The 22,656-nt window shown below is 72.2% G+C and carries 21 protein-coding genes; 9 read left to right on the forward strand and 12 right to left on the reverse strand.

All coding sequences use genetic code 11. The annotated features are described in order from the left end of the window. Positions 1–145: 145 nt before the first annotated feature. Positions 146–1,534 (forward strand): LCP family protein, encoded by a 1,389-nt coding sequence (locus Q8791_RS24330; RefSeq protein ID WP_330094117.1) that lies wholly within the window; start codon positions 146–148, stop codon positions 1,532–1,534. Between the two features lie 344 nt (positions 1,535–1,878). Here Q8791_RS24330 and Q8791_RS24335 read toward each other — a convergent pair whose 3' ends face one another. The 4 genes from Q8791_RS24335 to Q8791_RS24350 form a co-directional block, all read right to left on the reverse strand. Beyond that, entirely contained in the window at positions 1,879–2,604 is a 726-nt protein-coding gene (locus Q8791_RS24335; RefSeq protein ID WP_330094118.1) for a DUF4191 domain-containing protein, read from the reverse strand. 217 nt (positions 2,605–2,821) lie between these two features. Continuing rightward, positions 2,822–3,775: a lipoyl synthase gene (lipA, locus tag Q8791_RS24340; protein WP_330094119.1), complete on the reverse strand. Its 954-nt coding sequence runs from the start codon at positions 3,773–3,775 to the stop codon at positions 2,822–2,824. Between the two features lie 96 nt (positions 3,776–3,871). Next, complete coding sequence (gene lipB, locus Q8791_RS24345) at positions 3,872–4,576, reverse strand: lipoyl(octanoyl) transferase LipB (RefSeq protein ID WP_330094120.1); 705 nt, start codon at positions 4,574–4,576, stop codon at positions 3,872–3,874. 9 nt (positions 4,577–4,585) lie between these two features. Next, entirely contained in the window at positions 4,586–5,518 is a 933-nt protein-coding gene (locus Q8791_RS24350; RefSeq protein WP_330094121.1) for a TIGR01777 family oxidoreductase, read from the reverse strand. Positions 5,519–6,199: 681 nt separating this feature from the next. Between Q8791_RS24350 and Q8791_RS24355 the strand changes: the two genes are divergently transcribed. Further along, complete coding sequence (locus tag Q8791_RS24355; protein ID WP_330094122.1) at positions 6,200–7,372, forward strand: FUSC family protein; 1,173 nt, start codon at positions 6,200–6,202, stop codon at positions 7,370–7,372. A 136-nt stretch (positions 7,373–7,508) separates the two neighbouring features. Continuing rightward, positions 7,509–8,558 carry a glucose 1-dehydrogenase gene (locus Q8791_RS24360; protein ID WP_330094123.1) on the forward strand — a complete coding sequence of 350 codons (1,050 nt, stop codon included), beginning with the start codon at positions 7,509–7,511 and terminating at the stop codon, positions 8,556–8,558. Between the two features lie 209 nt (positions 8,559–8,767). On the opposite strand, the gene Q8791_RS24365 is transcribed toward Q8791_RS24360, so the two are convergent. The 6 genes from Q8791_RS24365 to Q8791_RS24390 all read right to left on the reverse strand — a co-directional run bounded on the left by Q8791_RS24365 (position 8,768) and on the right by Q8791_RS24390 (position 16,596). Next, positions 8,768–9,334 carry an NADPH-dependent FMN reductase gene (locus Q8791_RS24365; protein ID WP_330094163.1) on the reverse strand — a complete coding sequence of 189 codons (567 nt, stop codon included), beginning with the start codon at positions 9,332–9,334 and terminating at the stop codon, positions 8,768–8,770. A 209-nt stretch (positions 9,335–9,543) separates the two neighbouring features. Beyond that, a complete protein-coding gene (gene sucB / locus Q8791_RS24370) occupies positions 9,544–11,277 on the reverse strand; it encodes a 2-oxoglutarate dehydrogenase, E2 component, dihydrolipoamide succinyltransferase (protein WP_456238159.1) in 1,734 nt (577 codons plus the stop codon). A 123-nt stretch (positions 11,278–11,400) separates the two neighbouring features. Then, positions 11,401–12,777 carry a dihydrolipoyl dehydrogenase gene (gene lpdA / locus Q8791_RS24375; protein ID WP_330094125.1) on the reverse strand — a complete coding sequence of 459 codons (1,377 nt, stop codon included), beginning with the start codon at positions 12,775–12,777 and terminating at the stop codon, positions 11,401–11,403. Positions 12,778–12,918: 141 nt separating this feature from the next. Next, positions 12,919–14,436 carry a leucyl aminopeptidase gene (locus tag Q8791_RS24380; RefSeq protein ID WP_330094126.1) on the reverse strand — a complete coding sequence of 506 codons (1,518 nt, stop codon included), beginning with the start codon at positions 14,434–14,436 and terminating at the stop codon, positions 12,919–12,921. A 307-nt stretch (positions 14,437–14,743) separates the two neighbouring features. After that, complete coding sequence (locus Q8791_RS24385) at positions 14,744–15,502, reverse strand: adenosylcobinamide-GDP ribazoletransferase (protein WP_330094164.1); 759 nt, start codon at positions 15,500–15,502, stop codon at positions 14,744–14,746. A 98-nt stretch (positions 15,503–15,600) separates the two neighbouring features. Further along, the gene (locus tag Q8791_RS24390; protein ID WP_330094165.1) at positions 15,601–16,596 is read right to left on the reverse strand and encodes a bifunctional adenosylcobinamide kinase/adenosylcobinamide-phosphate guanylyltransferase; all 996 of its coding nucleotides are present in this window, start codon (positions 16,594–16,596) and stop codon (positions 15,601–15,603) included. Positions 16,597–16,803: 207 nt separating this feature from the next. On the opposite strand from Q8791_RS24390, the gene Q8791_RS24395 reads away from it, so the two are divergent. Further along, positions 16,804–17,010 carry a hypothetical protein gene (locus Q8791_RS24395; protein WP_330094127.1) on the forward strand — a complete coding sequence of 69 codons (207 nt, stop codon included), beginning with the start codon at positions 16,804–16,806 and terminating at the stop codon, positions 17,008–17,010. A gap of 118 nt (positions 17,011–17,128) precedes the next feature. Here Q8791_RS24395 and Q8791_RS24400 read toward each other — a convergent pair whose 3' ends face one another. Continuing rightward, the gene (locus Q8791_RS24400; RefSeq protein ID WP_330094128.1) at positions 17,129–18,133 is read right to left on the reverse strand and encodes an aldo/keto reductase family protein; all 1,005 of its coding nucleotides are present in this window, start codon (positions 18,131–18,133) and stop codon (positions 17,129–17,131) included. A 135-nt stretch (positions 18,134–18,268) separates the two neighbouring features. Continuing rightward, positions 18,269–18,943 (reverse strand): DUF3043 domain-containing protein, encoded by a 675-nt coding sequence (locus tag Q8791_RS24405; protein WP_330094129.1) that lies wholly within the window; start codon positions 18,941–18,943, stop codon positions 18,269–18,271. Positions 18,944–19,039: 96 nt separating this feature from the next. Here Q8791_RS24405 and Q8791_RS24410 point away from each other — a divergent pair, with 96 nt between their 5' ends. The 5 genes from Q8791_RS24410 to Q8791_RS24430 all read left to right on the forward strand — a co-directional run bounded on the left by Q8791_RS24410 (position 19,040) and on the right by Q8791_RS24430 (position 22,631). Next, positions 19,040–19,807 (forward strand): PspA/IM30 family protein, encoded by a 768-nt coding sequence (locus Q8791_RS24410; RefSeq protein WP_330094130.1) that lies wholly within the window; start codon positions 19,040–19,042, stop codon positions 19,805–19,807. Further along, entirely contained in the window at positions 19,804–20,082 is a 279-nt protein-coding gene (pspAA, locus tag Q8791_RS24415; protein ID WP_330094131.1) for a PspA-associated protein PspAA, read from the forward strand. Before Q8791_RS24410 ends, pspAA begins: the two co-directional genes overlap by 4 nt. A 347-nt stretch (positions 20,083–20,429) precedes the next feature. Continuing rightward, the gene (htpX, locus tag Q8791_RS24420; RefSeq protein WP_330094132.1) at positions 20,430–21,350 is read left to right on the forward strand and encodes a zinc metalloprotease HtpX; all 921 of its coding nucleotides are present in this window, start codon (positions 20,430–20,432) and stop codon (positions 21,348–21,350) included. Positions 21,351–21,394: 44 nt separating this feature from the next. Next, entirely contained in the window at positions 21,395–21,994 is a 600-nt protein-coding gene (pspAB, locus tag Q8791_RS24425) for a PspA-associated protein PspAB (RefSeq protein ID WP_330094133.1), read from the forward strand. Between the two features lie 289 nt (positions 21,995–22,283). Continuing rightward, positions 22,284–22,631: a HesB/IscA family protein gene (locus tag Q8791_RS24430; protein ID WP_267948866.1), complete on the forward strand. Its 348-nt coding sequence runs from the start codon at positions 22,284–22,286 to the stop codon at positions 22,629–22,631. The last annotated feature ends 25 nt before the right edge of the window (positions 22,632–22,656 follow it).

The following is a 22,656-nucleotide window of genomic DNA, read 5'->3' on the forward strand; positions in this document are numbered from 1 at the left end:
TTCCGGTACCATCCGGCCGTTACGTCCGCGTCGCCCCGCGCAGTACGCGCGGCGCTCTCCTCCGAGCGGACCCGTCCTTGTCCCATACCGGATCGCAGGTGCCCTCTTGGCTCCCAGAAACGTGTCTTCGGCCCTCGCCGCAAAGATGAGTCTTGGCCAGTGGATCGCGTGCGGGGTGACCGGCCTGCTCATAGCGTCGAGCCTGACCGTCTACGCGGGGTACCGGGACGCCCTCGGCATCGCCACGGAGGACATCGACCCCGACTCCTGGGGAGACCGGCCCAGCCAGGTGGACGGCATCCACAACATCCTCCTGCTCGGCACCGACGAGCGCGCGGGGGACGACGCCTCCTACAACGAGCTGAACGGCATCCGGCCCGACGTCCTGGTCGTGGTCAGCATCAACGTGGACCAGGGCGGCGTGACCATGGTCAACATGCCGCGCGACCTGATCGTCGACATGCCGGACTGCGCGCCCAACGACGAGGCGCCGGGGGTCGCCGCCGGAACGGTGGACCAGCTCAACCACGCCATGACCTACGGCGGTATGGACTGCCAGGGCAACACGGTGGAGACGCTCACCGGCATCCACCTCGACCACATGGTGATGGTCGACTTCGCCGGGTTCCAGAACATCGTCGACTCCGTCGGCGGTATCGAGATGTGCGTCCCCGAGCCGATCGACGACCCCAAGGCCCACCTCCGGCTGGACGCGGGGATGCAGACCCTCGACGGAGAGCAGGCGCTCGGCCTCGCACGGTCCCGGGACAGCACCGAGCAGGGCAGCGACCTGAACAGGATCGAGAACCAGCAGAGGATGATCGGCGCGATCCTGCGGGAGGTCACCAGTGGTGACATCCTGTCCAGCCCGACCACCCTCTACGACTTCATCAGCTCGGTCACCGACAGCATGGTGACCGACGACGGCCTCACCACCGACAAGATGGCGGAGCTGGCCATCGCCATGCGCGATGTGGACCTCGGCCGGATGAACATGGTGACGGTGCCGGTCGTCGACGCTCCGAGCGACCCGAACAAGGTCGCCTTCCAGCAGCCCGCGGCCGACGAGCTCTTCGCCTCGGTGGCCTCCGGCGAGGTGCTGGCGGAGGAGGAGGGCGACGGTGCCGCCCCGGAGGAGGGCGGGGAGGAGGAGGCCGCCGTCGAGCCCGGGGACGTGTCCGTGCGGGTCCTCAACGGCACGGGTGTCGACGGGCTGGGCAGCCAGGTCGAGCAGCGCCTCCTGGAGGGCGGGTTCGTCGTCACCGGGACGGGCAACCCGCAGGCACGCCAGCCGACCGCGACCACGGTCTACCACGGCCCCGACCAGGCGGCGCAGGCGGAGGAACTCGCCTCGGTGCTGTCCGCCGCCCAGCTGGAGGAGGTCCCCGACCTCGGAGCCGAGCTGGAGCTGGTCATGGGCGCCGACGACTGGGGGCCCATCACCTTCGACGGAGAAGGGGGCTCCGGGGGCGGGGGCGGCGTCGAGGACCTCGAGGGCACCTCGGCCGCCGACGACACGGTCTCCTGCGAGTAGGCCGCCCCGGGGAAGACCCCGCCGCGGTCGCACCGCGGCATGCCGGGACCGCGGCCTGCGCAGGGCGCGGTCCCTCGCCGTCCCCGGTGGCACGCCACCGCCACCCGGTGTCCCGCGCCCGCGGGGGTCTCCGTGGGCCCGCGGGTCCGGCGGACGGCCAACGCCGGACGCCTCCGGCTCATCGCCCTCACGGTCCTCACCGCCTCCGTGGCCGTCCTGCCGGCACGGGCGACCTGCTCGGCCACGAACCCGGGTAGCGCCCGGGTCGCAGACACGGGAAGGGGGCCGTCGCACCTGTCGGTGCGACGGCCCCCTTCCGCGTTCGCGAGAGGCCTGTCCGGCCGTCAGCCGCCCGCCTGGCCGCGCATGCCCCGGGGCATCTTCGCGCCCTTGGGCATCGGCCCCTTGGGCATCTGCATCTTGGCGGGCAGCGCCCTGAGCCGGTAGTTGAGCTCGGCCGCCCCGGACTTGTCCAGGTTGCGCGGGAGCTTGACCAGCGTGCGCTGGAGCTTGGAGATCGGGACCTGGTCCTCGCCGTTGCCGACCTTGAAGTCGTAGATGGGCGTGTCGTGCGCGACCCGCGCGACGCGCTTCTTCTCACCGGCGATCAGCGGCTTGAGGCGACCCGGGTCGCCCTCGCCGACCAGGATCACGCCGGGACGCCCCACCACGCGGTGGACGACGTCCATCTGCTTGTTGGCGGCCACGCCCGGTTCGACCACCCAGTTGCCGCGCATGTTGTCCAGAATGGCCATGCCCGCGCCGAGGCGGCCGTCCAGGATCTTGTACTGGACGCGCTGCGCGGAGCGCGTGAAGATGATGAACCCGGTCAGGAGGGCGATCGGCAGACCCGTCAGCGGCCACAGGATCCAGGAACCGGTCCAGATGCCGATGCCGACGAAGACCGCGAGGATGACCACCGCGACGCCGACCGCGAGCGGGATGCTCCGGGGGCTCTGCTGGTGGACGACCTTGGCGACCATGCCGATCTGCTTGAGCCGTCCGGGCTGCTTCTCGGCCCCGCCCTTGGCGGGGGTCGTGGTCTCTGAACCCTTGGGCTTTTTCGCCATCGTGCTCTCAGGCAGCGCGCGCCGACGCGGTGTCGGCGGGGACGGGGGTCCCTGGACTGCCTTGCCTCCTCTTCGCGGTCGACCTTGGTGCGGCGCCTCGCGGCGCCAGCCAGCTGGGCGCCTCTCGCCACCAGGATATGTGGACGTGCCCCCGCATGAGGAACGGTGGCCCGCAGGCCACCGTTCCAGCTTGGTCACGACTCGGGTGGAATACCCGTTATGCCTTGCCCGCCAGAGCGGCGTTCTCCGCGTCCCGCTTCTCGCGGGCCTGCTTGTACAGGCGCCCGGCACGGTACGACGAACGCACCAGCGGCCCCGACATGACGCCGGCGAAGCCGATCTCCTCGGCCTCCTGGCCCAGCTCCGCGAACTCCTCGGGCTTCACCCACCGGTCGATCGGGTGGTGCAGCTTGGAGGGGCGCAGGTACTGGGTGATGGTGAGCAGGTCGCACCCGGCCTCGTGCAGGTCGCGCATCGCCTCGCTGATCTCCTCGCGGGTCTCGCCCATGCCGAGGATCAGGTTCGACTTGGTGACGAGGTCGTCCGCGCGCGCCTCGGTGATGACCCGCAGGGAGCGCTCGTAGCGGAAGCCCGGACGGATGCGCTTGAAGATCCGGGGAACCGTCTCGACGTTGTGCGCCAGCACCTCCGGCCGCGAGCCGAACACCTCGGCCAGCTGGTCGGGGTCGGCGTTGAAGTCGGGGATGAGCAGCTCGACGCCGGTCCCCGGGTTGAGCTCGTGGATCTTGCGGACCGTCTCGGCGTACAGCCAGGCGCCGCCGTCCTCCAGGTCGTCACGCGCCACACCGGTGATGGTGGCGTAGCGCAGCTCCATCTTCTTGACGGAGTTGGCGACCTTGGTCGGCTCCATACGGTCCAGGGCGCTGGGCTTGCCCGTGGCGATCTGGCAGAAGTCGCAGCGGCGCGTGCACTGGTCGCCGCCGATGAGGAACGTCGCCTCCCGGTCCTCCCAGCACTCGAAGATGTTGGGGCACCCGGCCTCCTGGCAGACCGTGTGCAGGCCCTCGCTCTTGACCAGGGACTGGAGCTCGGTGTATTCGGGCCCCATGTGCGCCTTGATCTTGATCCACGGCGGCTTCTTCTCGATGGGGGTCTCGCTGTTGCGCGCCTCCACGCGCAGCAGCTTGCGGCCCTCAGGAGCGATGGTCAACGTGAACCCGTTCCCTTCTGTGCCCCGTGACGGGACCCTCTCGCCCTTCGTGGGGGCGGCTGCGTCCCGGTCGGGACTGGCTCATGGTGTGGTGTGTCATCCACGGGCGGTGGCGCCGGCGAGCAGCTCGGCGCCGTCGGCGTGGCTGTACCCCTCCGCGCCCAGGACGTCCGCCAGGTGTCGTTCCATCCGAGGTCTCACGTCGGCCACGGTCACCTCGCGCTCCAGTTCGGCGGAGAGCGAGGTCACCCCGGCGTCGGTGATTCCGCACGGGACGATCCGGTCGAACCACGACATGTCATTGTTGCAGTTCAACGCGAGTCCGTGCATACCGACCCCGCGGGCGATCCGGCAGCCGATGGCGGCGACCTTGCGCTCGATCAGGCCGCGTTCGGGGTCGGCGTCCAGCCACACCCCTGTGCGCCCCTCCACCCGCCTGCCGGTCAGGCCGTACTCCGCGACGGTGCGGATGATGGCCTCCTCCAGCATGCGCACGTAGGCGATCACGTCCACGGGGTCCGGCATCCTCACGATGGGGTACACCGTCAGCTGGCCGGGACCGTGCCAGGTGATCTTGCCGCCCCGGTCGATGTCCACGACGGGAGCACCGGGGTCTGTGATGGGACGATCCCACCTCCCGGTGCGCTTTCCGGCGGTGTACACGGGCTCGTGTTCCAGGAACAGGACGGTGTCGGCCACCTCATCGGCGACGCGGCCCTCGTGGAGCCGCTTCTGGAGATCCCAGCCCTGGTGGTACGGGACGGGAGCGTCGCCAAGCCATGCGTAAACGAGATCACTCACACAACCACCTTACGCCCCGGTGCGGGGCGCGGGTCGGGCCAGGATGTCGGATAGCGCACTGTCGATGGTGGGCAGTTCGAAGGAATACCCGGCCTTCTCCAGGCGTTCGGGCTCGGCTCTCAGGTCGATCAGGGATGTCTCCTCCGCGAAGTCCCCCAGGCTCGCGCGCAGCGCGGTCGCGGGGACCGGGAGGATCGTGGGGCGCCGCAGGACCCCGCCCAGCGCCTGGGTGAACGCCGCGTTGCTCACCGGCTCCGGCGCGCACATGTTCACCGGCCCCGTCACCTCCGGGTGCTCCAGCAGGAACCGGATCGCCCCGACCTGGTCGCGCAGCGCGATCCAGCTCATGTACTGCGCCCCCGATCCCAGACGGCCGCCCAGGCCCGCCCGGTACAGCGGCAGCAGCGTGCGCAGCAGGCCTCCCGAGCGGTCGAGCACCACCGCCGTGCGCATGTACGCCACGGACAGGCCCGCCTCCAGCGCCGGGTCGGCGGCCCGCTCCCACGCCTGGCAGGTCTCCGCCAGGAATCCGGTGCCCGGCGGACTCTCCTCGGTGGCCACCCCGCCCCCGGTGTCCCCGTAGAAGTGCATCCCCGACGCCGTCAGCAGCCGCGGGGGAGGGGAGGGCATCCCCGCCAGCGCCTGGGCCAGGGTGCGCGTGCCGCGGATCCGGCTGCGGCGGATGAGCGCGCGCCGGTGCCTGGTCCACAGCGCGGGCCCGATCGGGGCCCCCGCCAGGTGCACGACGGCGTCGGTCTCGTGCAGGGCGACGGTGTCGACGCGCCCCTGTTCCGGGCGCCACTCCGCCTCCTCCACGTTCGTCGGGTGCCCGCCCCTCGGCAGGTGCCGCACCAGGCGCACCACCGTGTGTCCGTCGTCGAGCAGGGACGCCGCCAGCGCCCTGCCGATGAGCCCGGAGGCTCCCGTGATCGCCACTCTCATGCCCAGGGTCTACCCGGAGGATCCCGGACCTCCCCCGGAAGAGGGGGCGGAAGGCGCGGCGAGGGGCGCCCGGAAAAATCTCTCCGGTTTTTTCTGCGAAAACGCTGCGGGGAGACCCCTCACTCTTCTACTTTGAACGTGGAACAGGGAACTCCGCGTCAATGCGGAATCACTGTGGGCGACACGCTGTCGGGCTGGCTGTCGTGGCGCCCGTCCACAGACCTTTGATGATGGGGATCATCAGGGGATGGTGATTGGTGGGGTAGAAAGACGGGGCGGCGCCACAGGCGCCGCCCCGTCCTCCGTCTCCGCCCCTCCCCGCTCCCGACCTTCCTTCCCCGGCCTTCTCCCGCCGAGGACCCGACCGGACGGACAGCACCCTCCGTGCGCCCGTTCCGGCGCCCGCTCCGTGCGCGGCGAGGGTAAGGACTGGGCCATGGTCGGCCCTCGCCGGTGTGTCCGCTCCCGATGAGGGCGCCCGCGGCGCAGCATGGACGCAGTGCCCGTGCGCGCCGGGCCGTCGAGGACAGGAAGGCGTCACCATGCTCCACGTCCGTGCCGCGGGGGCCCGCCCCGGCGTAGCCGTACCGGATTCCGCGACGCCGCCGACCCCCGGCCCCTGAGGCGGCCGTGAGGAGGCCGGGCGCGCCGACGGGCGTCGGGTGGCGGAGACTGGCCGCCGTGGCGGAGAACGCCTGGGATCGCGTGACCACGCACGCCTGGTCGGTGCTCCAGGCCGTCGTGGCCGCGGTGGTGGCCTGGACCGTGGCCGGCGGCCTCGTCCAGGGGCACGATCCCTTCTTCGCCCCGATCGCGGCGGTCATCGCGCTCAACACCTCGGGCGGGGAGCGGGGCGCCAACGCGGTCCGGCTGCTCACGGGCGTGGTGTTCGGCATCCTCGCCGGCGAGGCCGCGATCGTCCTGACCGGTGGCGGCGGCTACGGGGCGCTCGCGCTGGGCGTCGGCCTGGCGATGACGGCCGCCCTGGCGATCGGGGTCCAGCGGATCGTGATCGGCCAGGCCGCCGCCAGCGCGATCCTCACCGTGGTCTTCGCCGCGAACTTCGGAGGGGGGCACGCCGGGCCGGACCGGCTCACCGACGCGCTCATCGGAGCCGGGGTGGCGCTCGTGTTCAGCCAGCTGCTGTTCCCCGCGCGGCTGGTCGCCATCCTGCGCCGGATCGAGGCGGAGGCCCTGACCGAGATGGCCCACATGCTCGACGTCTCCGGCCGCGCCCTGCGACGGGACGACGACTCCTCCAGCGAGCAGATGGTCACGTGGCTGGGAGACCTGAGCAGGCCGATGACCGAGCTCAGCCGCGCCAGGGAGAACAGCCGCCACACCGTCCGGCTCTCCACCATCAGGTGGGGCGACCCGGGGCCCGTGCTGGCCGAGGACGAGGTCATCGACCGCCTCATCCTGCTCGGCGAGAGCTGCCTGTTCCTCGCCCGGACCACCGCGGCCATGAGCGAGGAGGAGCGCCACGAGCTCGCGCCGATCGTGAGCCGCATGGCGTCGGCGCTGTACACCCTCGCCGACGACCTCAGCAGCCGCCAGGCGCGGCAGGACGCGGTGGAGGGGGCGCTCCGGTCCGCCCGGCGGTTCGGCGCCGGCGGCTCGGACGCCGACCCCGTGACCACCGCCACCCATCTGGCCGTCGAGATGGTCGCCACCGACATCATGGTGTTCGCCGGGATCAGGTTCGAGGAGGTCGAGGAGGCCCTGCGGGAGGACGAGGGCGGCCTGGAGGTTCCGCACCCGCCCGGGGTGCCGTGGCTGCCGTGGCTGCGGTGGCGTCCCCCCGTGGACCGGATCCGGCACCGCTGGCCCTCCTGGCGGCGGGGGTCCCGTTGACCTCCGCGGCAGGTCGCCCCCACCGTGGCAATAAAGCGGATATGAGTCCGCCAATCCGGCTTTCCGGCCGGGGGATCGGGGGCACGACCCGTGGGCGGGCGCAGGCGGCGTCCGGCACGACCACGGCGGGGGATTCATGCGGGCTCTGATGGTGACACCGATGGAGGCCGGATCGGTGAGGGTGGGCGACATCGACCCGCCGGAACCGGGGGAGGGAGAACTCCTGGTCGACGGTGTGTCGCTGGGGGTGTGCGGGACCGACAAGGAGATCGCCGACGGCGAGTACGGCACGGCGCCTCCCGGCCACGACCACCTCGTCCTGGGGCACGAGTCCCTCGGCCGGGTGCGCGAGGCGCCGCCGGACAGCGGTTTCGCCCCGGGAGACCTGGTCGTCGGCATCGTGCGCAGACCCGACCCCGTCCCGTGCGGGCCGTGCGCGCACGGCGAGTTCGACATGTGCCGCAACGGCGGGTTCACCGAGCGCGGGATCAAGGAGCTCCACGGATACGGGGCGCAGCACTGGACGGTCCCCGCCGCCTACGCGGTCAGGCTCGACCCGTCGCTGGAGGAGGTCGGCGTCCTGATGGAACCGGCCTCGATCGTGGCCAAGGCGTGGGAGCACATCGAGAGGATCGGCCGGCGGGCCTGGTTCGAGCCGCGTACGGTGCTCGTCACCGGCGCCGGGCCGATCGGCCTCCTGGCCGCCCTGCTCGGTGTCCGGCGCGGCCTCGACGTGCACGTCCTCGACAGGGTCGCGTCCGGGCCCAAACCGGACCTGGTCGAGTCGCTGGGTGCGACCTACCACACGGGGAGCGTCCCGGAGATCGCCGCGAGGGTCCCGCTCGACGTGATCATCGAGACCACCGGCGCGGACACCCTGATCCTCGACACGGCACGCCACAACGCCGCCGACGGGATCGTCTGCTACGTCGGCCTCAGCGCGAGCCGGGCCCGTGTGGAGGTCAGCCCCGGGTACCTGAGCCGGAGGCTCGTCCTGGAGAACGACGTGCTCTTCGGCTCGGTCAACGCCAACCGCCGCCACTACGAGCAGGCGGAGCGGTACCTGTCCGCGTCCGACCAGGAGTGGCTGCGGGGGCTCATCACGCGGCGGATCCCGCTCGACCGGGCCCCCGGGGTGTTCGCGGAGCCCGGCGGCGACCAGGTGAAGGTCGTCATCGACCTCTGAGGCCGCGGCCGGGAGCCGCGGCCCCGGGCCCGGAGGAGGGGGCCGCCGGGTGGGGGAGAACCCGCCGGAGTCCCGGGGCCCGTACCTCCTCGGCCCGGGGAGCGTGCGGACGACGTGCGGCGTCCGGCCCGGTGGGGCCCCGCGAGCCCGCGGCCGCGGCGGGAGCGGGCCCGGCGGACGCGAGCCCGCGAGGAGGCGGGAGAGGCGCCCTAGCCGGGGTAGGGGCGGGCCTCGCGGGCCTCGCGCAGGGCGAGCGCCCACCAGGCCAGCTGGCCGAGCATCCGTTCCACGGCCGCGTCCGCGCCGGACATGTCCACGGCCGGCTCCCCGTCCGCCCCGAACATCGTCTGCGCGTTGTGCAGGCTGACCGTGTCCCGGATCGTGGCGGTGTGCAGCTCCGAGAAGACCGAGCGCAGCTGCTCGATCGCCCGCAGGCCGCCGGACATGCCCCCGTAGGACACGAACCCCACGGCCTTGGCGAACCACTCCCGGCGTGCGGAGTCGATCGCGCTCTTCAGCCCGCCGGGGTAGCCGTGGTTGTACTCGGGCGTGACGACCACGAACCCGTCGGCGGCGTCGACGATCTCCGCCGCGTGGGGCGCCATCGGTCCGCCGTGCCCGTCCTCGGGGCCGATGCCGTCCACGTCCAGGACGTCGAACCGCAGGCGGGGGTCGGGATGCTTCGCGGTGCGCTCCACGAACCAGCGTGAGACGGCGGGGCCGGTCCGGCCCCTGCTGTTGCCAGCGAGGATGACCGCGATCCGAAGGTTGTCCATGTGGTCCTCGTCGTCTTCGTGCCTGACGGCCCTGGGCACGCGGGGACCGTCGGCCCCACGGGGATTCGGGCGGAACGGCGTCCGTTCTCTTCCGGGTGACGTACCAACGTTAGGACCTGAACCACGATTCAGGTCAAATCGGGCGCCCCGGAAACGGCGTCGGGCCGGGCGCCGACGACGGCACCCGGCCCGACCGGACCACACGGGTCCTAGCCCAGACCGAGCTCGCGCTCGAAGTCGCCCTCCTCCAACCGCTCCTTCACGGTCTGGAGGAAGCGGCCGGCGTCGGCGCTGTCGATCAGGCGGTGGTCGTGGGCCAGCGACAGGTAGACCATCGAACGCACCGCGATCACCTCGCCCCCCATGGCCGGGTCCTCGACCACGACTGGGCGCTTGACGATGGCGCCGGTGCCGAGGATGGCCACCTGCGGCTGGTTGATGATCGGCGTGCCGAACAGCGCGCCGGTGCACCCGGTCTCGGCGATGGTGAAGGTGCCGCCGCCCAGCTCGTCCGGGCCGAGCTTGCCGGTGTGGGCGCGCTCGCTCAGATCGGTGATGGTGCGGGCGAGCCCCTCCAGGCCGAGCTTGCCCGCGTCCTTGACGACCGGTGCGAGCAGACCGCGCTCGGTGTCCACCGAGACGGCGAGGTTCTCGACGTCGTGGTAGGTCACCTCCTTCTTGTCACCGTCGATGACAGCGTTGAGCTTGGGGTGGGTCCGGAGGGACTCCACCGCGGCGAGCCCGAAGAACGCGAAGAAGTCCGGGGCGGCGCCGTCGCGCTTGGCGACCTGCTCGCGCAGGCGGGCGATCTTGGTGACGTCCACCTCGATGACCTGGGTGGCCGTCGCGGAGACCTGCAGCGACTCCACCATGTGGTCCGCGATGGCCTGGCGCAGGCGGGTGAGCTTCTCGGTGCGACCGCGCAGCGAGGTGTCGGCGGCGACCTTGCGCGGGGCCGAGGACGGAGCGGCGGGCGCCGCGGCGCGCGCGGCGGCGGCCTTCTGCTCCTCGGCCGCCTTGAGCACGTCCTGCTTGCGGATGCGCCCGCCCACGCCCGTGCCGTTCACACGGCCCAGGTCCACGCGGTGCTCGGCCGCGAGCTTGCGCACCAGCGGTGTCACGTACGCCTCGGTGACGGCGTCGGTGCCGGAGGCCCGGCCGGTGCCGCTGAGGGTCTCGATGTCCACGGACGGGCCGTCCTCCGCGCGCGCGGAGGGCTCGGGGGCGGGCGCCGCCTCCGGCTCGGGCTTCGCCTCGGGCTCGGACTTCGGCACCGGGGTCGGCTCGGCCTTCGCGGGCGCGGGCGCCTCGGAGGCGGCCGGGGCCGCGTCACCGGTACCGCCGATGACGGCGATCTCGGCGCCGATCTCCACGGTCTCGTCCTCGTCCACCAGGATCTTGGTGAGGACACCGGCGACCGGGGACGGGATCTCGGTGTCCACCTTGTCGGTGGAGACCTCGAGGAGCGGCTCGTCCACCTCGACGGTGTCGCCCACGCTCTTCAGCCACTGGGTGACGGTCCCCTCGGTGACGCTCTCACCCAGGGCGGGCATGGTCACCGACGTGGTGGGGCCGTCGGAGGAGGGGGCCGGTGCGGCGGGCGCCGCGGCGGGCTCGGGCTCGGCAGCAGCCTCGGGCTCCGGAGCGGGCTCCGGCTCGGGCTCGGGCTCGGGCTGGGCGGTCTCGGCGGCGGGCGCGGGCTCGGCCTCGCCGGCGCTCTCGCCCTCGCCGCCGATGACGGCGATCTCGGCGCCGATCTCCACGGTCTCGTCCTCGTCCACCAGGATCTTGGTGAGGACACCGGCGACCGGGGACGGGATCTCGGTGTCCACCTTGTCGGTGGAGACCTCAAGGAGCGGCTCGTCTACCTCGACGGTGTCGCCCACGTTCTTCAGCCACTGGGTGACGGTCCCCTCGGTGACGCTCTCACCCAGGGCGGGCATGGAAACGGAAGTCGGCATGGGTTCCTCGTTGGATCTGGACGCGGTCTCTGCCCAACCCCTTGACTGGGCAGCGCGGATGTGTGCGGGGGCGGGCCGTGTGGGCCCGCCCCCGGGGTGGTGCGGTCAGTCGTGGACGTGCAGCGGCTTGCCCGCCAGTGCGAGGTGCGCTTCGCCCAGCGCCTCCGACTGGCTCGGGTGCGGGTGGATGAGCTGGGCCACCTCGGAGGGCAGCGCCTCCCAGTTGTAGATGAGCTGCCCCTCGGCGATCAGCTCGCCGACGCGGCTGCCGACCATGTGGACGCCCAGCACCGGCCCGTCCTTCTCGGCGATGACCTTGATCGCGCCGGACGTCTGGAGGATCTGGCTCTTGCCGTTGCCCGCCAGGTTGTAGTTCATCTCCACGATGTCGTGGCCGCGCTCCTTGGCCGCCGCGGAGGTGAGGCCCACGGAGGCGACCTCGGGCTCACAGTACGTGACGCGGGGAACACCGTCGTAGTCGATCGCGGGCGGGTTCTGCCCGGCGATGTGCTCGGCGACGAAGATGCCCTCGGCGAAGCCGACGTGGGCGAGCTGGAGGGTGGGGATGAGGTCGCCCACGGCGTAGACGCCGCCGACACCGGTGTGCAGGTTCTCGTCGACCTTGACGAAGCCGCGGTCCAGGGTGATCCCCTGCTCCTCGTAGCCCAGGCCCTCCGAGACGGGGCCGCGGCCGATGGCGACCAGCAGGACCTCGGCCTCGAGGGTCTTGCCGCCCTTGAGGGTGACGGTCACACCGGAGTCGGTCGTCTTGACCGACTCGAACGGGGTGCCGAGCTCGTACTTGATCTTGCGCTTGCGGAAGGCGCGCTCCAGCAGCTTGGAGCTGGACTCCTCCTCGACCGGCACCAGGTGGGGCAGGGCCTCGACGATGGTGACGTCGGCGCCGTACGAACGCCACACGCTGGCGAACTCCACGCCGATCACGCCGCCGCCCAGGACGATGACGGACTCGGGGACCCGGCCCAGGTCGAGGGCCTGGTCACTGGTCATGACCTTCTCGCCGTCGATGTCCAGGCCCAGGGTCTTGGGCCGCGAACCGGTGGCCAGGACGATGTTCCTGCCCTTGTAGACCGCTCCGTCGACGGTCACCTCGTCCTTGCCGGTGAGCTTGCCCTCGCCGGCGACGACGGTGATCTTACGGGACTTGACGAGGCCGGTCAGGCCCTTGAACAGGCCGCCGATGACCTTGTCCTTGTACTTGTGCACGGCCTCGATGTCGATGCCCTCGAAGCTGGCCCTGACACCGAACGCCTCGCTCTCCTTGGCCGAGTCGGCTACCTCGGCGGAGTGCAGGAGGGCCTTGGTGGGGATGCAGCCCCGGTGCAGGCAGGTGCCGCCGAGCTTGTCCTTCTCGATCAGGACGACGCTCATGTCCAGCTCCGCGGCGCGGAGTGCCGCCGCGTAGCCGCCGCTGCCGCCGCCAAGGACGACGAGGTCGAAGGTGCCGCCGTTCTCACTCACGGGAACGAACTCCAATTTGTGGTGGCTGGTGTGGGTGGTGGTTCCGCGGTGGCGCCCACAGGCGGGGGGAGGGTGTCGGCGACCGCGGTGTCCGTGCGCGGGCGGGCCCCGGCTCACAGGGGAACCGCCCGCGCACGGTGACTACTCGGCGTACTCCTCGGCGATGCGGACCAGGGTGCGGGTTCCCGCTCCGGTGCCGCCCTTCGGGGTGTGGCCGTGCGGACCGCCCTGGTTGAAGGACGGGCCCGCGATGTCGAGGTGCGCCCACTTGACGCCCTCGCCGATGAACTCCTGGAGGAAGACGCCCGCCGAGAGCATGCCGCCCCAGCGCTCGCCCGCCACGTTCGCGATGTCGGCGACCGCGGAGTCGAGTCCCGCCCGCAGCTCGGCGGGGAGCGGCATCGGCCAGGAGGCCTCGCCCTCCGCCCCGGCCGCGGCCACGATCGCGTCGCGCACGCCGTCGTCGTTGGCCATGACCGCGAACACGCGGGTGCCGAGCGCGACCAGCTGTGCGCCGGTCAGCGTGGCGATGTCCACGACCAGGTCGGGCTGGTCCTCCTGGGCCCGGACCAGGGCGTCGGCCATGACCAGACGGCCCTCGGCGTCGGTGTTGAGCACCTCGACGGTCTTGCCGCCGTAGATGCTCAGGACGTCGGAGGGGCGCTGAGCGGTGCCGCTGGGCATGTTCTCGGCCACGGCCAGGTAGCCGACGGCGTTGACCTTCAGGCCCAGGGTGGAGATGGCGCGCATGGCGGCGAGCACGGAGGCGGCGCCGGCCATGTCGGACTTCATCCAGTCCATCGAGCCCGCGGGCTTGAGGGACAGGCCGCCCGAGTCGAAGGTGATGCCCTTGCCGATGAAGGCGACGGTCTTGGCCGCCTCCGGGTGGCTGTAGGCGAGGCGGACCAGCCGGGGCGGGTTGGACGAGCCCTGGCCGACGCCGGTCAGGCCGCCGTAGCCGCCCTCGGACAGGGCCTGCTCGTCGAGGACCTCGATCTCGAGGCCCGCCTGCTGCGCGATCTCCTGCGCCGCGGCGGCCAGGTCCTCGGGGACGAGGTCGGCCGGGGCGGTGTTGACCAGGTCGCGCGTGAAGTTGACGGCCTCGGCCAGGACCGCGGCGCGCTCGACGGCGTCGTCCGCGCCCGGGGCGGAGGTGGCCAGGGTCAGCGCGCTGGCCGCGCGGCCCTCGGCCTGCTTCTGGGCCTTGGCCCCGGTGCGGTACCGGTCGAAGGCGTAGCTCCCGAGCAGGGCGCCTAGGGCGACGGCCCCGGCCTCGGCGGAGCTTCCGGCGGGCAGGGCGAGGACGACGCGGCCCGCGCCCTCGGGGCGCGAGGCCAGCGACCGCAGTGCGGCGCCGGCGGCGCGGGAGAGGACGTCGGGGTCGACGGCGCCCTCGGCGGGCGCCGGGCCGAGACCGACCGCGACGACGACCGGGGCCCTGACGGCTCCGAGGGAGGCAATGGTGTGCACCTCCTCAGGTGCGCCGCTCGCTCCCAGGAGCGACAGGGTCGAGGCGAGGCCGCCCGAGAAGGCGGCGTCGACGTCATGCGCGCCCGACGCGGGTTCCGGAGCGTCGCCTCCGGAGTGGTAGCCGACGACAACCGCGTCGGCGTCGAGCGAACTGGGGGACTCCGTGTTTACTGCCAACGACGTGCTCACTCCCCCGATGCTAGTCGCCTCCCGTGCCCGGCGGGGACGCGGCACCCCACCCTCCCAGGGGGTCTGACGCGGCGCTCCGCGCGACCGGGGGCGGCGGGTGTTCCCGGGGGCGTCCCCGGCCCGCCCGCGCGGGGAGGGGGGCTCTGGTCGCCCACGGGAGGCGTCGCACGCCGGCTCCCAGGGGTTTGGCGCCTCCCCGCGTGATCGGTTCGTGAAACTCCGTGTGAATAAATGTGACGATGGCGACATCCTGCCCCCGGGTGCGGCCGACCGGACACGAACCCCCTGATGGGAACCGCTCCCGGTCTCACACCCACGCCGTGGCCGCGGCGGCCACCACCAGCACCGTCGCGGACGCCGACTCCACCAGGGCGCCCAGGACGTCGCCGCTGATCCCGCCGAGCCTGCGCACCGCGCGGCGCAGCAGGGCCCGAGCCACGGCCAGGCCCGCCGCCGCGGCGAGAACGCACGCCGCGGCCAGGCCCGGCGCGTGCGCCAGCCCCGTGAGGCAGACCGCGGCGACGAACGCCACGGCCGCCGCCGCGCGGGGCCACCGCACCGTTCCCGCCACGAAGGCCCCCAGGCCCTCCGGCCGCGCCGGCGGCACGCGCGGAGCGCACGCCAGCGTCACCGCCAGCCGTCCGGTCGCGCCCGCGACGGCGGCGCAGGCCAGGGCGGCCCACGGGGAGGCCGCCACCAGCTGTCCCAGTGCCAGGACCTGCGCGGCGAGCGTGACCACCAGCGCCACCACGCCGAACGGCCCGATGTCGGACCGCCGCATCACCTCCAGGGCGCCCTCCGCGGGCCGCCCGCTGCCGAGCCCGTCGGCCAGGTCGGCCAGCCCGTCCAGGTGCAGCCCCCGCGTCGCGAGCGCTCCCAGGCCCACCGCGAGCACCGCCGCCAGGGCGGGGGACAGGCCCGCCCACGCGCCCGCCGCCGCCACCGCCCCGGTGAGTGCGCCCAGGACCGCGCCGAGCACGGGCGCCCACACCATCGCCCAGCCGGCGGTGGCCCGGTCCACCCGGCCCGCCCGGACGGGGAACGCGGTGAACGTGCCCAGCGCCATCCGCGCCCCGGCGACCGCGTCGGCCACAGGGGAACCGGCGGCACCGCCGCCGGGGGAGGGGCCGCCCCCCGTCGGGCCGCCGGGCGGGGGAGGAGCCGTCACCCCAGCTCCACGATCCGGCCGGCCGCCACCAGGACCACGTCCTCGGACTCCGCGCCCACCCACTGGTTCAGCCGGCCCAGCTGGTCGCGGAAGAGCCGCCCGGAACGGGTCGGGGGGACCACCCCCGACCCCACCTCGTTGGTGACCGCCACGACGTAGGCCCGGGTCCGGCGCCAGGCCTCCACCAGTTCGCGGACCGACGCCTCGACCCGCTCCTCCGCGTCGGAGGGGGGCACGTCGTCCCACAGCCCCGCCTCGCCCATCACCGAGGTCAGCCAGGTGCCGAGGCAGTCGACCAGGACCGCGCCCCGGGCCCGATCGAGCAGCGCTGCCAGGTCGGTGGTCTGCTCGGTCCGCCACCACCAGGGGCGGCGGCGCACGTGCCGCTCCACCCGGTCCGCCCACTCGGGGTCCGCGACCGGGTCCGGCGCCGGCCCGGTCGCCGCGTACACCACCTCCGGTTCCGCGAGCAGGCGCAGCTCCGCCTCCGTCGACTTGCCCGAGCGGGCGCCGCCGGTGACCAGGGTCCGGTGCGGCCCGTGCGGGCGCGGCTCCGGCCACACGGACGGAGGACACGACATGACGTGCCCGTCGCCCGGCGCCAGGGCGCCCCAGAGCCGTGCGCGCCGGGCGAACTCCTGCTGCGAGCGGATCCGGTGGTCGCCTCCCACGGCCACCACGGCCGTGGTCACCCCGATCACGCCGGAGCGCCGCAGCTCGCCGATGACCTCCGGGCGCTGTGCGGCGTCCACGACGACCATGTCCACCTGCTGGTCCGGTCGTGCCGAGGAGTAGTCGGAGGACCCCTCAGCCCGCGCCCGCACAGGGGGGACGCCGGGCAGCGGGCCGGGGCCCGACCGGGCGCAGAGCAGCCTGCTGCCGTCCGCGCCCTCGACCAGGGTTCCGTCCGGCGTCGCGGACACGGTGTACCCCGGGGGCACGGGGCCGGCCGCGCCCGCCTCGCGGACACGGAAGCGGTCGTCGATCATCACGCGCAGGGGCAGGCGTCGCTCGGCCAGGGCCTTGTTGCAGGACGAGCAGGTGCACTGCGGGGCCGGCCAGCCGGAGTGGCCCGCCGTCCCGAGGAATCGGATACGCACGCAGCAGAGTAAACAGCATGCCGGGCCGAGGCTTGGTTAAGCTCGGCGCAGGAGCACGGTGACCACCACTGTGGCCTGCGTGACGAAGGGCGGTCGAACATGGCGTGGACCTGGCGGTACTACGAGGCCGACGGCGCCGACCGGTTGGCGGAGGACCTGCCGTCCGAGTCGTTCACCTCGCGGGGCGACGCGGAGAGCTGGCTGGGGGAGAACTGGCAGGAGCTCGCCGACGGCGGCGTCGGCCGCGTCTCCCTGCTGGAGGACGACCGGGAGGTCTACGCGATGGCCCTGGACCCCGTCGAGTAGCGGCGCCCGGAGCGCGTGCCCCCGCACGCGGCCCCTCCCGGGGACCGGGACGCCCCGCCCGCGACGCGGCCCCGGCACCCCGAGTGAGGGTGCCGGGGCCGCGGTCGTGGTGGCGGCCCTAGGCGCGGACGTTCTCGGGGCTCTTCGTCAGCGCGGGGTCGCGCTGGACGCTGTCACCGAGGACCTCGTCGATCCGGTCCAGCAGGTCCGCGTCGAGCTTCACGCCGGCGGCCTTCACGTTGCCCTCGACCTGCTCGGGCCGGGAGGCGCCGATGATCGCCGAGGACACGTTCGGGTTCTGGAGGACCCAGGCGAGGGACAGCTGCGCCAGTGTCAGGCCGGCCTCGGCGGCCAGCGGCTCCAGCCGCTGGACCCGCTCCAGCAGGACCTGGTCCCCGACCTTGTCGGCGATGGCCTGCTTGCTCTTGGGGTCGGCGGCGCGCGAACCCTCCGGGAGGTCCTGGCCGGGCTTGTACTTGCCGCTCAGGATGCCTCCGGCGAGGGGCGACCACACGATCTGGCCGATGCCCTCGCGCTCGGAGACCGGGACGACCTCCGACTCGATGACCCTCCACACCATGTTGTACTGCGGCTGGCTGGAGACGATCCGGTCGAAGCCCATCTCGTCGGCGATCTTCAGCGCCTGCTCGATCTCCTCGGCGCGCCACTCGGAGACGCCGATGTAGAGGACCTTGCCCTGGCGGACCAGGTCCTCGAACGCCCGCATGGTCTCCTCCAGCGGGGTGGAGTAGTCGAACCGGTGCGCCTGGTAGAGGTCCAGGTAGTCGGTGCCGATACGGCGCAGGGAGTCCTCCGCACCGCGGAGGATGTGCTTGCGGGACAGCCCGCGGTCGTTCCTGCCCTCGTCCATGGGCCAGTAGACCTTGGAGAAGATCTCCAGCCCGTCCCGGCGCTCGCCCTTCAGCGCCCGGCCGAGCACCTCCTCGGCCTTGCCCTTGGCGTACACGTCCGCAGTGTCGAACGTCGTGATGCCCGCGTCCAGGGCGGCGCGGACACAGGCCGCGGCCGTGTCCTCCTCGACCTGGGAGCCGTGGGTGATCCAGTTGCCGTAGGCGATCTCGCTGACCATGAGACCGCTGTTGCCTAGATGCCGAAAGTCCATGGGCAGCACTCTAGTGGGGGAATGTGCCCCTTCGGGTGGAATGCACCGCCATGCCTGGGATCGCCCCCGAGCGGGGACGAGTGAAGGGCCGGTGCGGACACCGGCCCTACTCACGTGGTGGGGGATGGGGGCGCGTCAGCGCGCGTTGCGGGGTGTCGGGTCCTCGCCGACCTTCAGGCGCGGCTTGGGCAGGCGCAGGCGGCGGAACTGCAACTGGCGCATGGCCGCGTACATCCCGATGCCCCTGATGGCGGTGTCGTCGGGGAAGTACTCCAGGGCGCGCTTCTTGACGGTGCGGCCCACCAGGACGCCCTCGGCGATGATCGTCACCATCATCAGCGGCCAGGCCACGTAGGCGACGCCGACCTGGAAGAGCGGGTTGTTGATGAACAGCAGGGCGATGATGAGGATCGAGAACGGCAGGAAGAACTCGCTGGCGCTGCGACGCGAGTCGATGAAGTCGCGTGCGAACGCCCGGGCCTCCCCCAGGTCCTGCTGGCGGTAGTAGCGCGCCTCGTCCTTGGGCACGCCCTTGAGGCCGCCGGAACTCCGGACGGTCTGGCCGCGTTGACGGTCGAGACGGTCCCGGTAGGCGCGGTAGGCCTCCTTGCGACTCTCGGGGGCCTTCACCGGCTTGCGGGGGATCGTCTCGGATTCCCTGCGCTTTGGGGTGGGGACACCCTTCTTGGGGGTGTATCCCTTAGGTTGGGTGGCCTCAGTGGCCTCGGGGCTGGCGGATTCGGAAGAGTGCGAATCCGTGGCTGCGGAAGCGGAGCGACGTCGGAACACACCCACAGGGTAGCCGGTCATAGCTTTATGGCGACCGCGGGCCAGACCGCGTAGGGTTGGGCAAAGCGCCCGCTGGGAACAGCCGATGTACGCACCGAGAAGGGGACGGCCACGCCGATGAGCGTGTTTCAGCGACTTTCGATGATCTTCAAGTCCAAGGCCAACAAGGCCTTGGACTCGGTCGAGGACCCCAGGGAAACCCTCGACTACTCGTACCAGAAACAACTCGAACTCCTGCAGAAGGTCCGTCGTGGAGTGGCAGACGTCGCGACCTCCCGCAAGCGGGTCGAACTCCAGATCCAGCAGCTCGAGCAGCAGTCCGGCAAGCTGGAGACCCAGGGCCGCGCGGCCCTGACCCAGGGCCGTGAGGACCTCGCCCGCGAGGCCCTCACCCGCCGCTCCGGCCTGACCACGCAGATCGAGGGCCTGCGCGAGCAGCACGCCAACCTCCAGGGCGAGGAGCAGAAGCTCACCCTGGCGGCCCAGCGCCTCCAGGCCAAGGTGGACGCCTTCCGCACGCGCAAGGAGACCATCAAGGCGACGTACACCGCCGCCCAGGCCCAGACGCAGATCAGCGAGGCCTTCTCCGGCATCTCCGAGGAGATGGGCGACGTCGGCATGGCCGTCCAGCGCGCCGAGGACAAGACCGCCGAGATGCAGGCGCGCGCGGGCGCCGTCGACGAACTGCTCGCCTCCGGCGCGCTCGACGACGTCACCGGCACCGCCAAGGACGACATCCAGAGCGAGCTCGACCGCATGGCCAGCACGACCGGTGTCGAGGCCGAGCTGGAGCGCATGAAGATGGAGCTCGGCGGCGGCGGTTCCACCCCTCAGATCGAGGGCGGGAACGGCGCCGGCAGCACCGGGAACCGGGAGGGCTCGTGATCGTCCGCATCATGGGTGAGGGCCAGGTCGACCTGACCGACGCCGACCTGCAGCTGCTCAACTCGTTCGACTCCGCACTGGAGTCCGCGATCGAGTCGGGTGACGAGGAGACGTTCCGCCAGGCGCTGCACGACCTTCTCGCGAAGGTCCGGGAGGACGGCAAGCCGCTGCCCCCCGACGCCCTGGAACCGTCCGAGTTCATCCTTCCGCCCGCCGACGCCACCATGGAAGAAGTGCGGCAGATGCTCCAGGACGACGGGCTCATCCCCGGCTAGGACCGGTTCCGTCCGCGCACACCCCTTCCGTCCAGGAGGTGCGCCGGACAGGGCCAGCGGGATCCGACAGGCCCGGCCACGGCCGGTCGGAACCGCGCTCGGTGCCTGCGTGCGCGTGTTTCGCCGAGGCCGCCGTGACACCGTCACGGCGGCCTCGGCGCGTGTCCGGGGGAGGCCCGGTGTGCCCGGGAACACCCCGCGCCCGCCCGGCCCGCAGGAACTCGGCGCCCCCGGGTCCCCGTTGACGGGAGAGGGGACGCACCGTGAGGAACACGCTGTACACCGCTTTGACCCCTTTCTCACCTGTGCGAACTACACTCCGAGACAGTCGGGGAGAGGAGTGCGGCATGGCGGGATCCAAGTTCAGGCCGGACCGCGGGCTCACCACCCGGATGGTGACGACGATGGGGCTCCTGGCCCTGGTGTACGCGGCCTTCGTGGTCGGACTGGTCCTCGTCGGGCTCAACGTGTGGCTCGTCCTCGTCATCGTCGCCGGGTTCGCGCTCTTCAGCTACTTCGCCTCCGACAAGATCGCCATGTTCTCCATGGGCGCCAAGGAGGTCACCCCCCAGCAGGCGCCCGAGCTGCACGCTGTGGTCGACCGGCTGTGCGCCATGGCGGACATGTCCAAGCCCAGGGTCGGCATCGCCGACACCGACGTCCCCAACGCCTTCGCGACCGGGCACAACGAGAAGAGCGCGGTCATCTGCGTGACCACCGGCCTGATGCGTCGCCTGGACGGTCCGGAGCTGGAGGCGGTCCTCGCCCACGAGCTGTCCCACATCGCGCACCGCGACGTCATGGTGATGACGGTCGCGGGATTCCTCGGTATCGTCGCGGGCTTCCTCACCCAGGCCGGGCTGCGCTTCGCCATGTTCGCCGGGGCCAGCCGCGGCAACAACAACGGCCCCGCGCCCGCCGTGGTCGCCCTCCTGGTCGTGCTGGTCAGCGCCGTCGCCTGGGCTCTCAGCTTCCTGCTCACCCGGGCGCTGTCCCGGTACCGGGAGCTGTCGGCCGACCGGGCCGCCGCCTACCTGACCGGGCGCCCCTCCATGCTGGGCAGCGCCCTCACCAAGATCACGGGTGACATGGCGCAGATCCCCAGCCGAGACCTGCGCCAGGTGGAGCCGTTCAACGCGTTCTTCTTCGCCCCCGCGTTCTCCCGCAAGGGGTTCAGCTTCAGCCAGCTGATCGCGACCCACCCCCCGGTGGACCAGCGCCTGTCACAGCTCTCCGAGATCTCCCGGCAGCTCGGTCAGGGCGGCTGACCCGGGCCGCGGCGGCCGACACCCGACCAACGAGGAAGCACCGAATGAGTTTCTGGCGGGCCCTGCTGGGCCGTTCCAAGCCGACCACACCCGACCTCGACGCACTCTTCGGCCTCCCCTCGGCGGCCGTCACCCTGCGGGCCGCCGCCGGGTTCCGGCCCACCGGTACGGGATCCGTCGCCTTCCGCGCCACCGAGGGCGCCGCCTTCGCCGACCTCGAACGCGACATCACCGCGCTGCTCGACGCCGGTGACGGGCCGCCCGTGGGCCAGGTCACCGACGACTACGGGTACACGTGGCTGGTGGTCCGCTCGCAGAACCCGCCCGGCGCCGAGGGAGAGGTCACCGACCCCGACATCACCGGCCTGGTCACCGACCTGCACGCCGTCAACTCCACGCTGGAGGCCAACGGCTACGGACCCTCGCTCCTGTGCTCCCTGGTCGGCTTCACGGACGGGCAGCGCTCCCTCGGACTCGTGTACCTGTACAAGCGCGGCACCTTCTACCCCTTCGCCCCCACCGGGGACGGCCAGCGCAGGGACAACGCCCTCGAACTCCAGATCGAGGCCGCGGTCGGGGGAGACCTGCCCCTGGAACAGGACCGCTCGCGCTGGTTCCCGGTCTACGGGGCGCCCGGCCTGTGACGCCGGGGACGGTTCCCGGCGGACGGGCCACGCCGGGAGATGGCATCCCCGGGCCGGACAAATTACCCTGGGGGAACGAGCACATCCGTGCTTCGCCGGAACCTCCCCCTGCCAGGGGGCACTGGGGAACGGTGACAGGGAGAACACAGCGGCGGCGCGGCGGAATGCCGGACCGGCCCCGGGCGTTGGGACCCGTTGAAGAGGACAGGACCCGCCGCAGCGGGTCCGTCCCCCAAGCGACCAGGGGTCGCCAGGCAGCCGCAACCCCTTTGCAGAGGAGCTTTACAACATGACGGTTCAGAGCGAGGTCACCGAGGGGATCAACCTCACCGACGAGGCGTCCGGCAAGGTCAGGGCGCTCCTGGAGCAGGAGGGCCGGGACGACCTCCGTCTGCGTGTGGCCGTCCAGCCCGGTGGTTGCTCGGGGCTGCGCTACCAGCTCTACTTCGACGAGCGCGACCTGGACGGCGACGTCGTCACCGACTTCGGCGGCGTCGAGGTCGTCACCGACCGGATGAGCTCCCCCTACCTCGTCGGCGCCACGATCGACTTCGTGGACACCATCGAGAAGCAGGGGTTCACGATCGACAACCCCAACGCCACGGGTTCCTGCGCCTGCGGCGACTCCTTCAACTAGGAGAGCGAGCTCCCGTCTCCGGCGA

Origin of the sequence: Nocardiopsis codii (assembly GCF_036327455.1) — a bacterium.
In the GTDB taxonomy this organism is placed as follows: Bacteria; Actinomycetota; Actinomycetes; order Streptosporangiales; family Streptosporangiaceae; genus Nocardiopsis; species Nocardiopsis codii.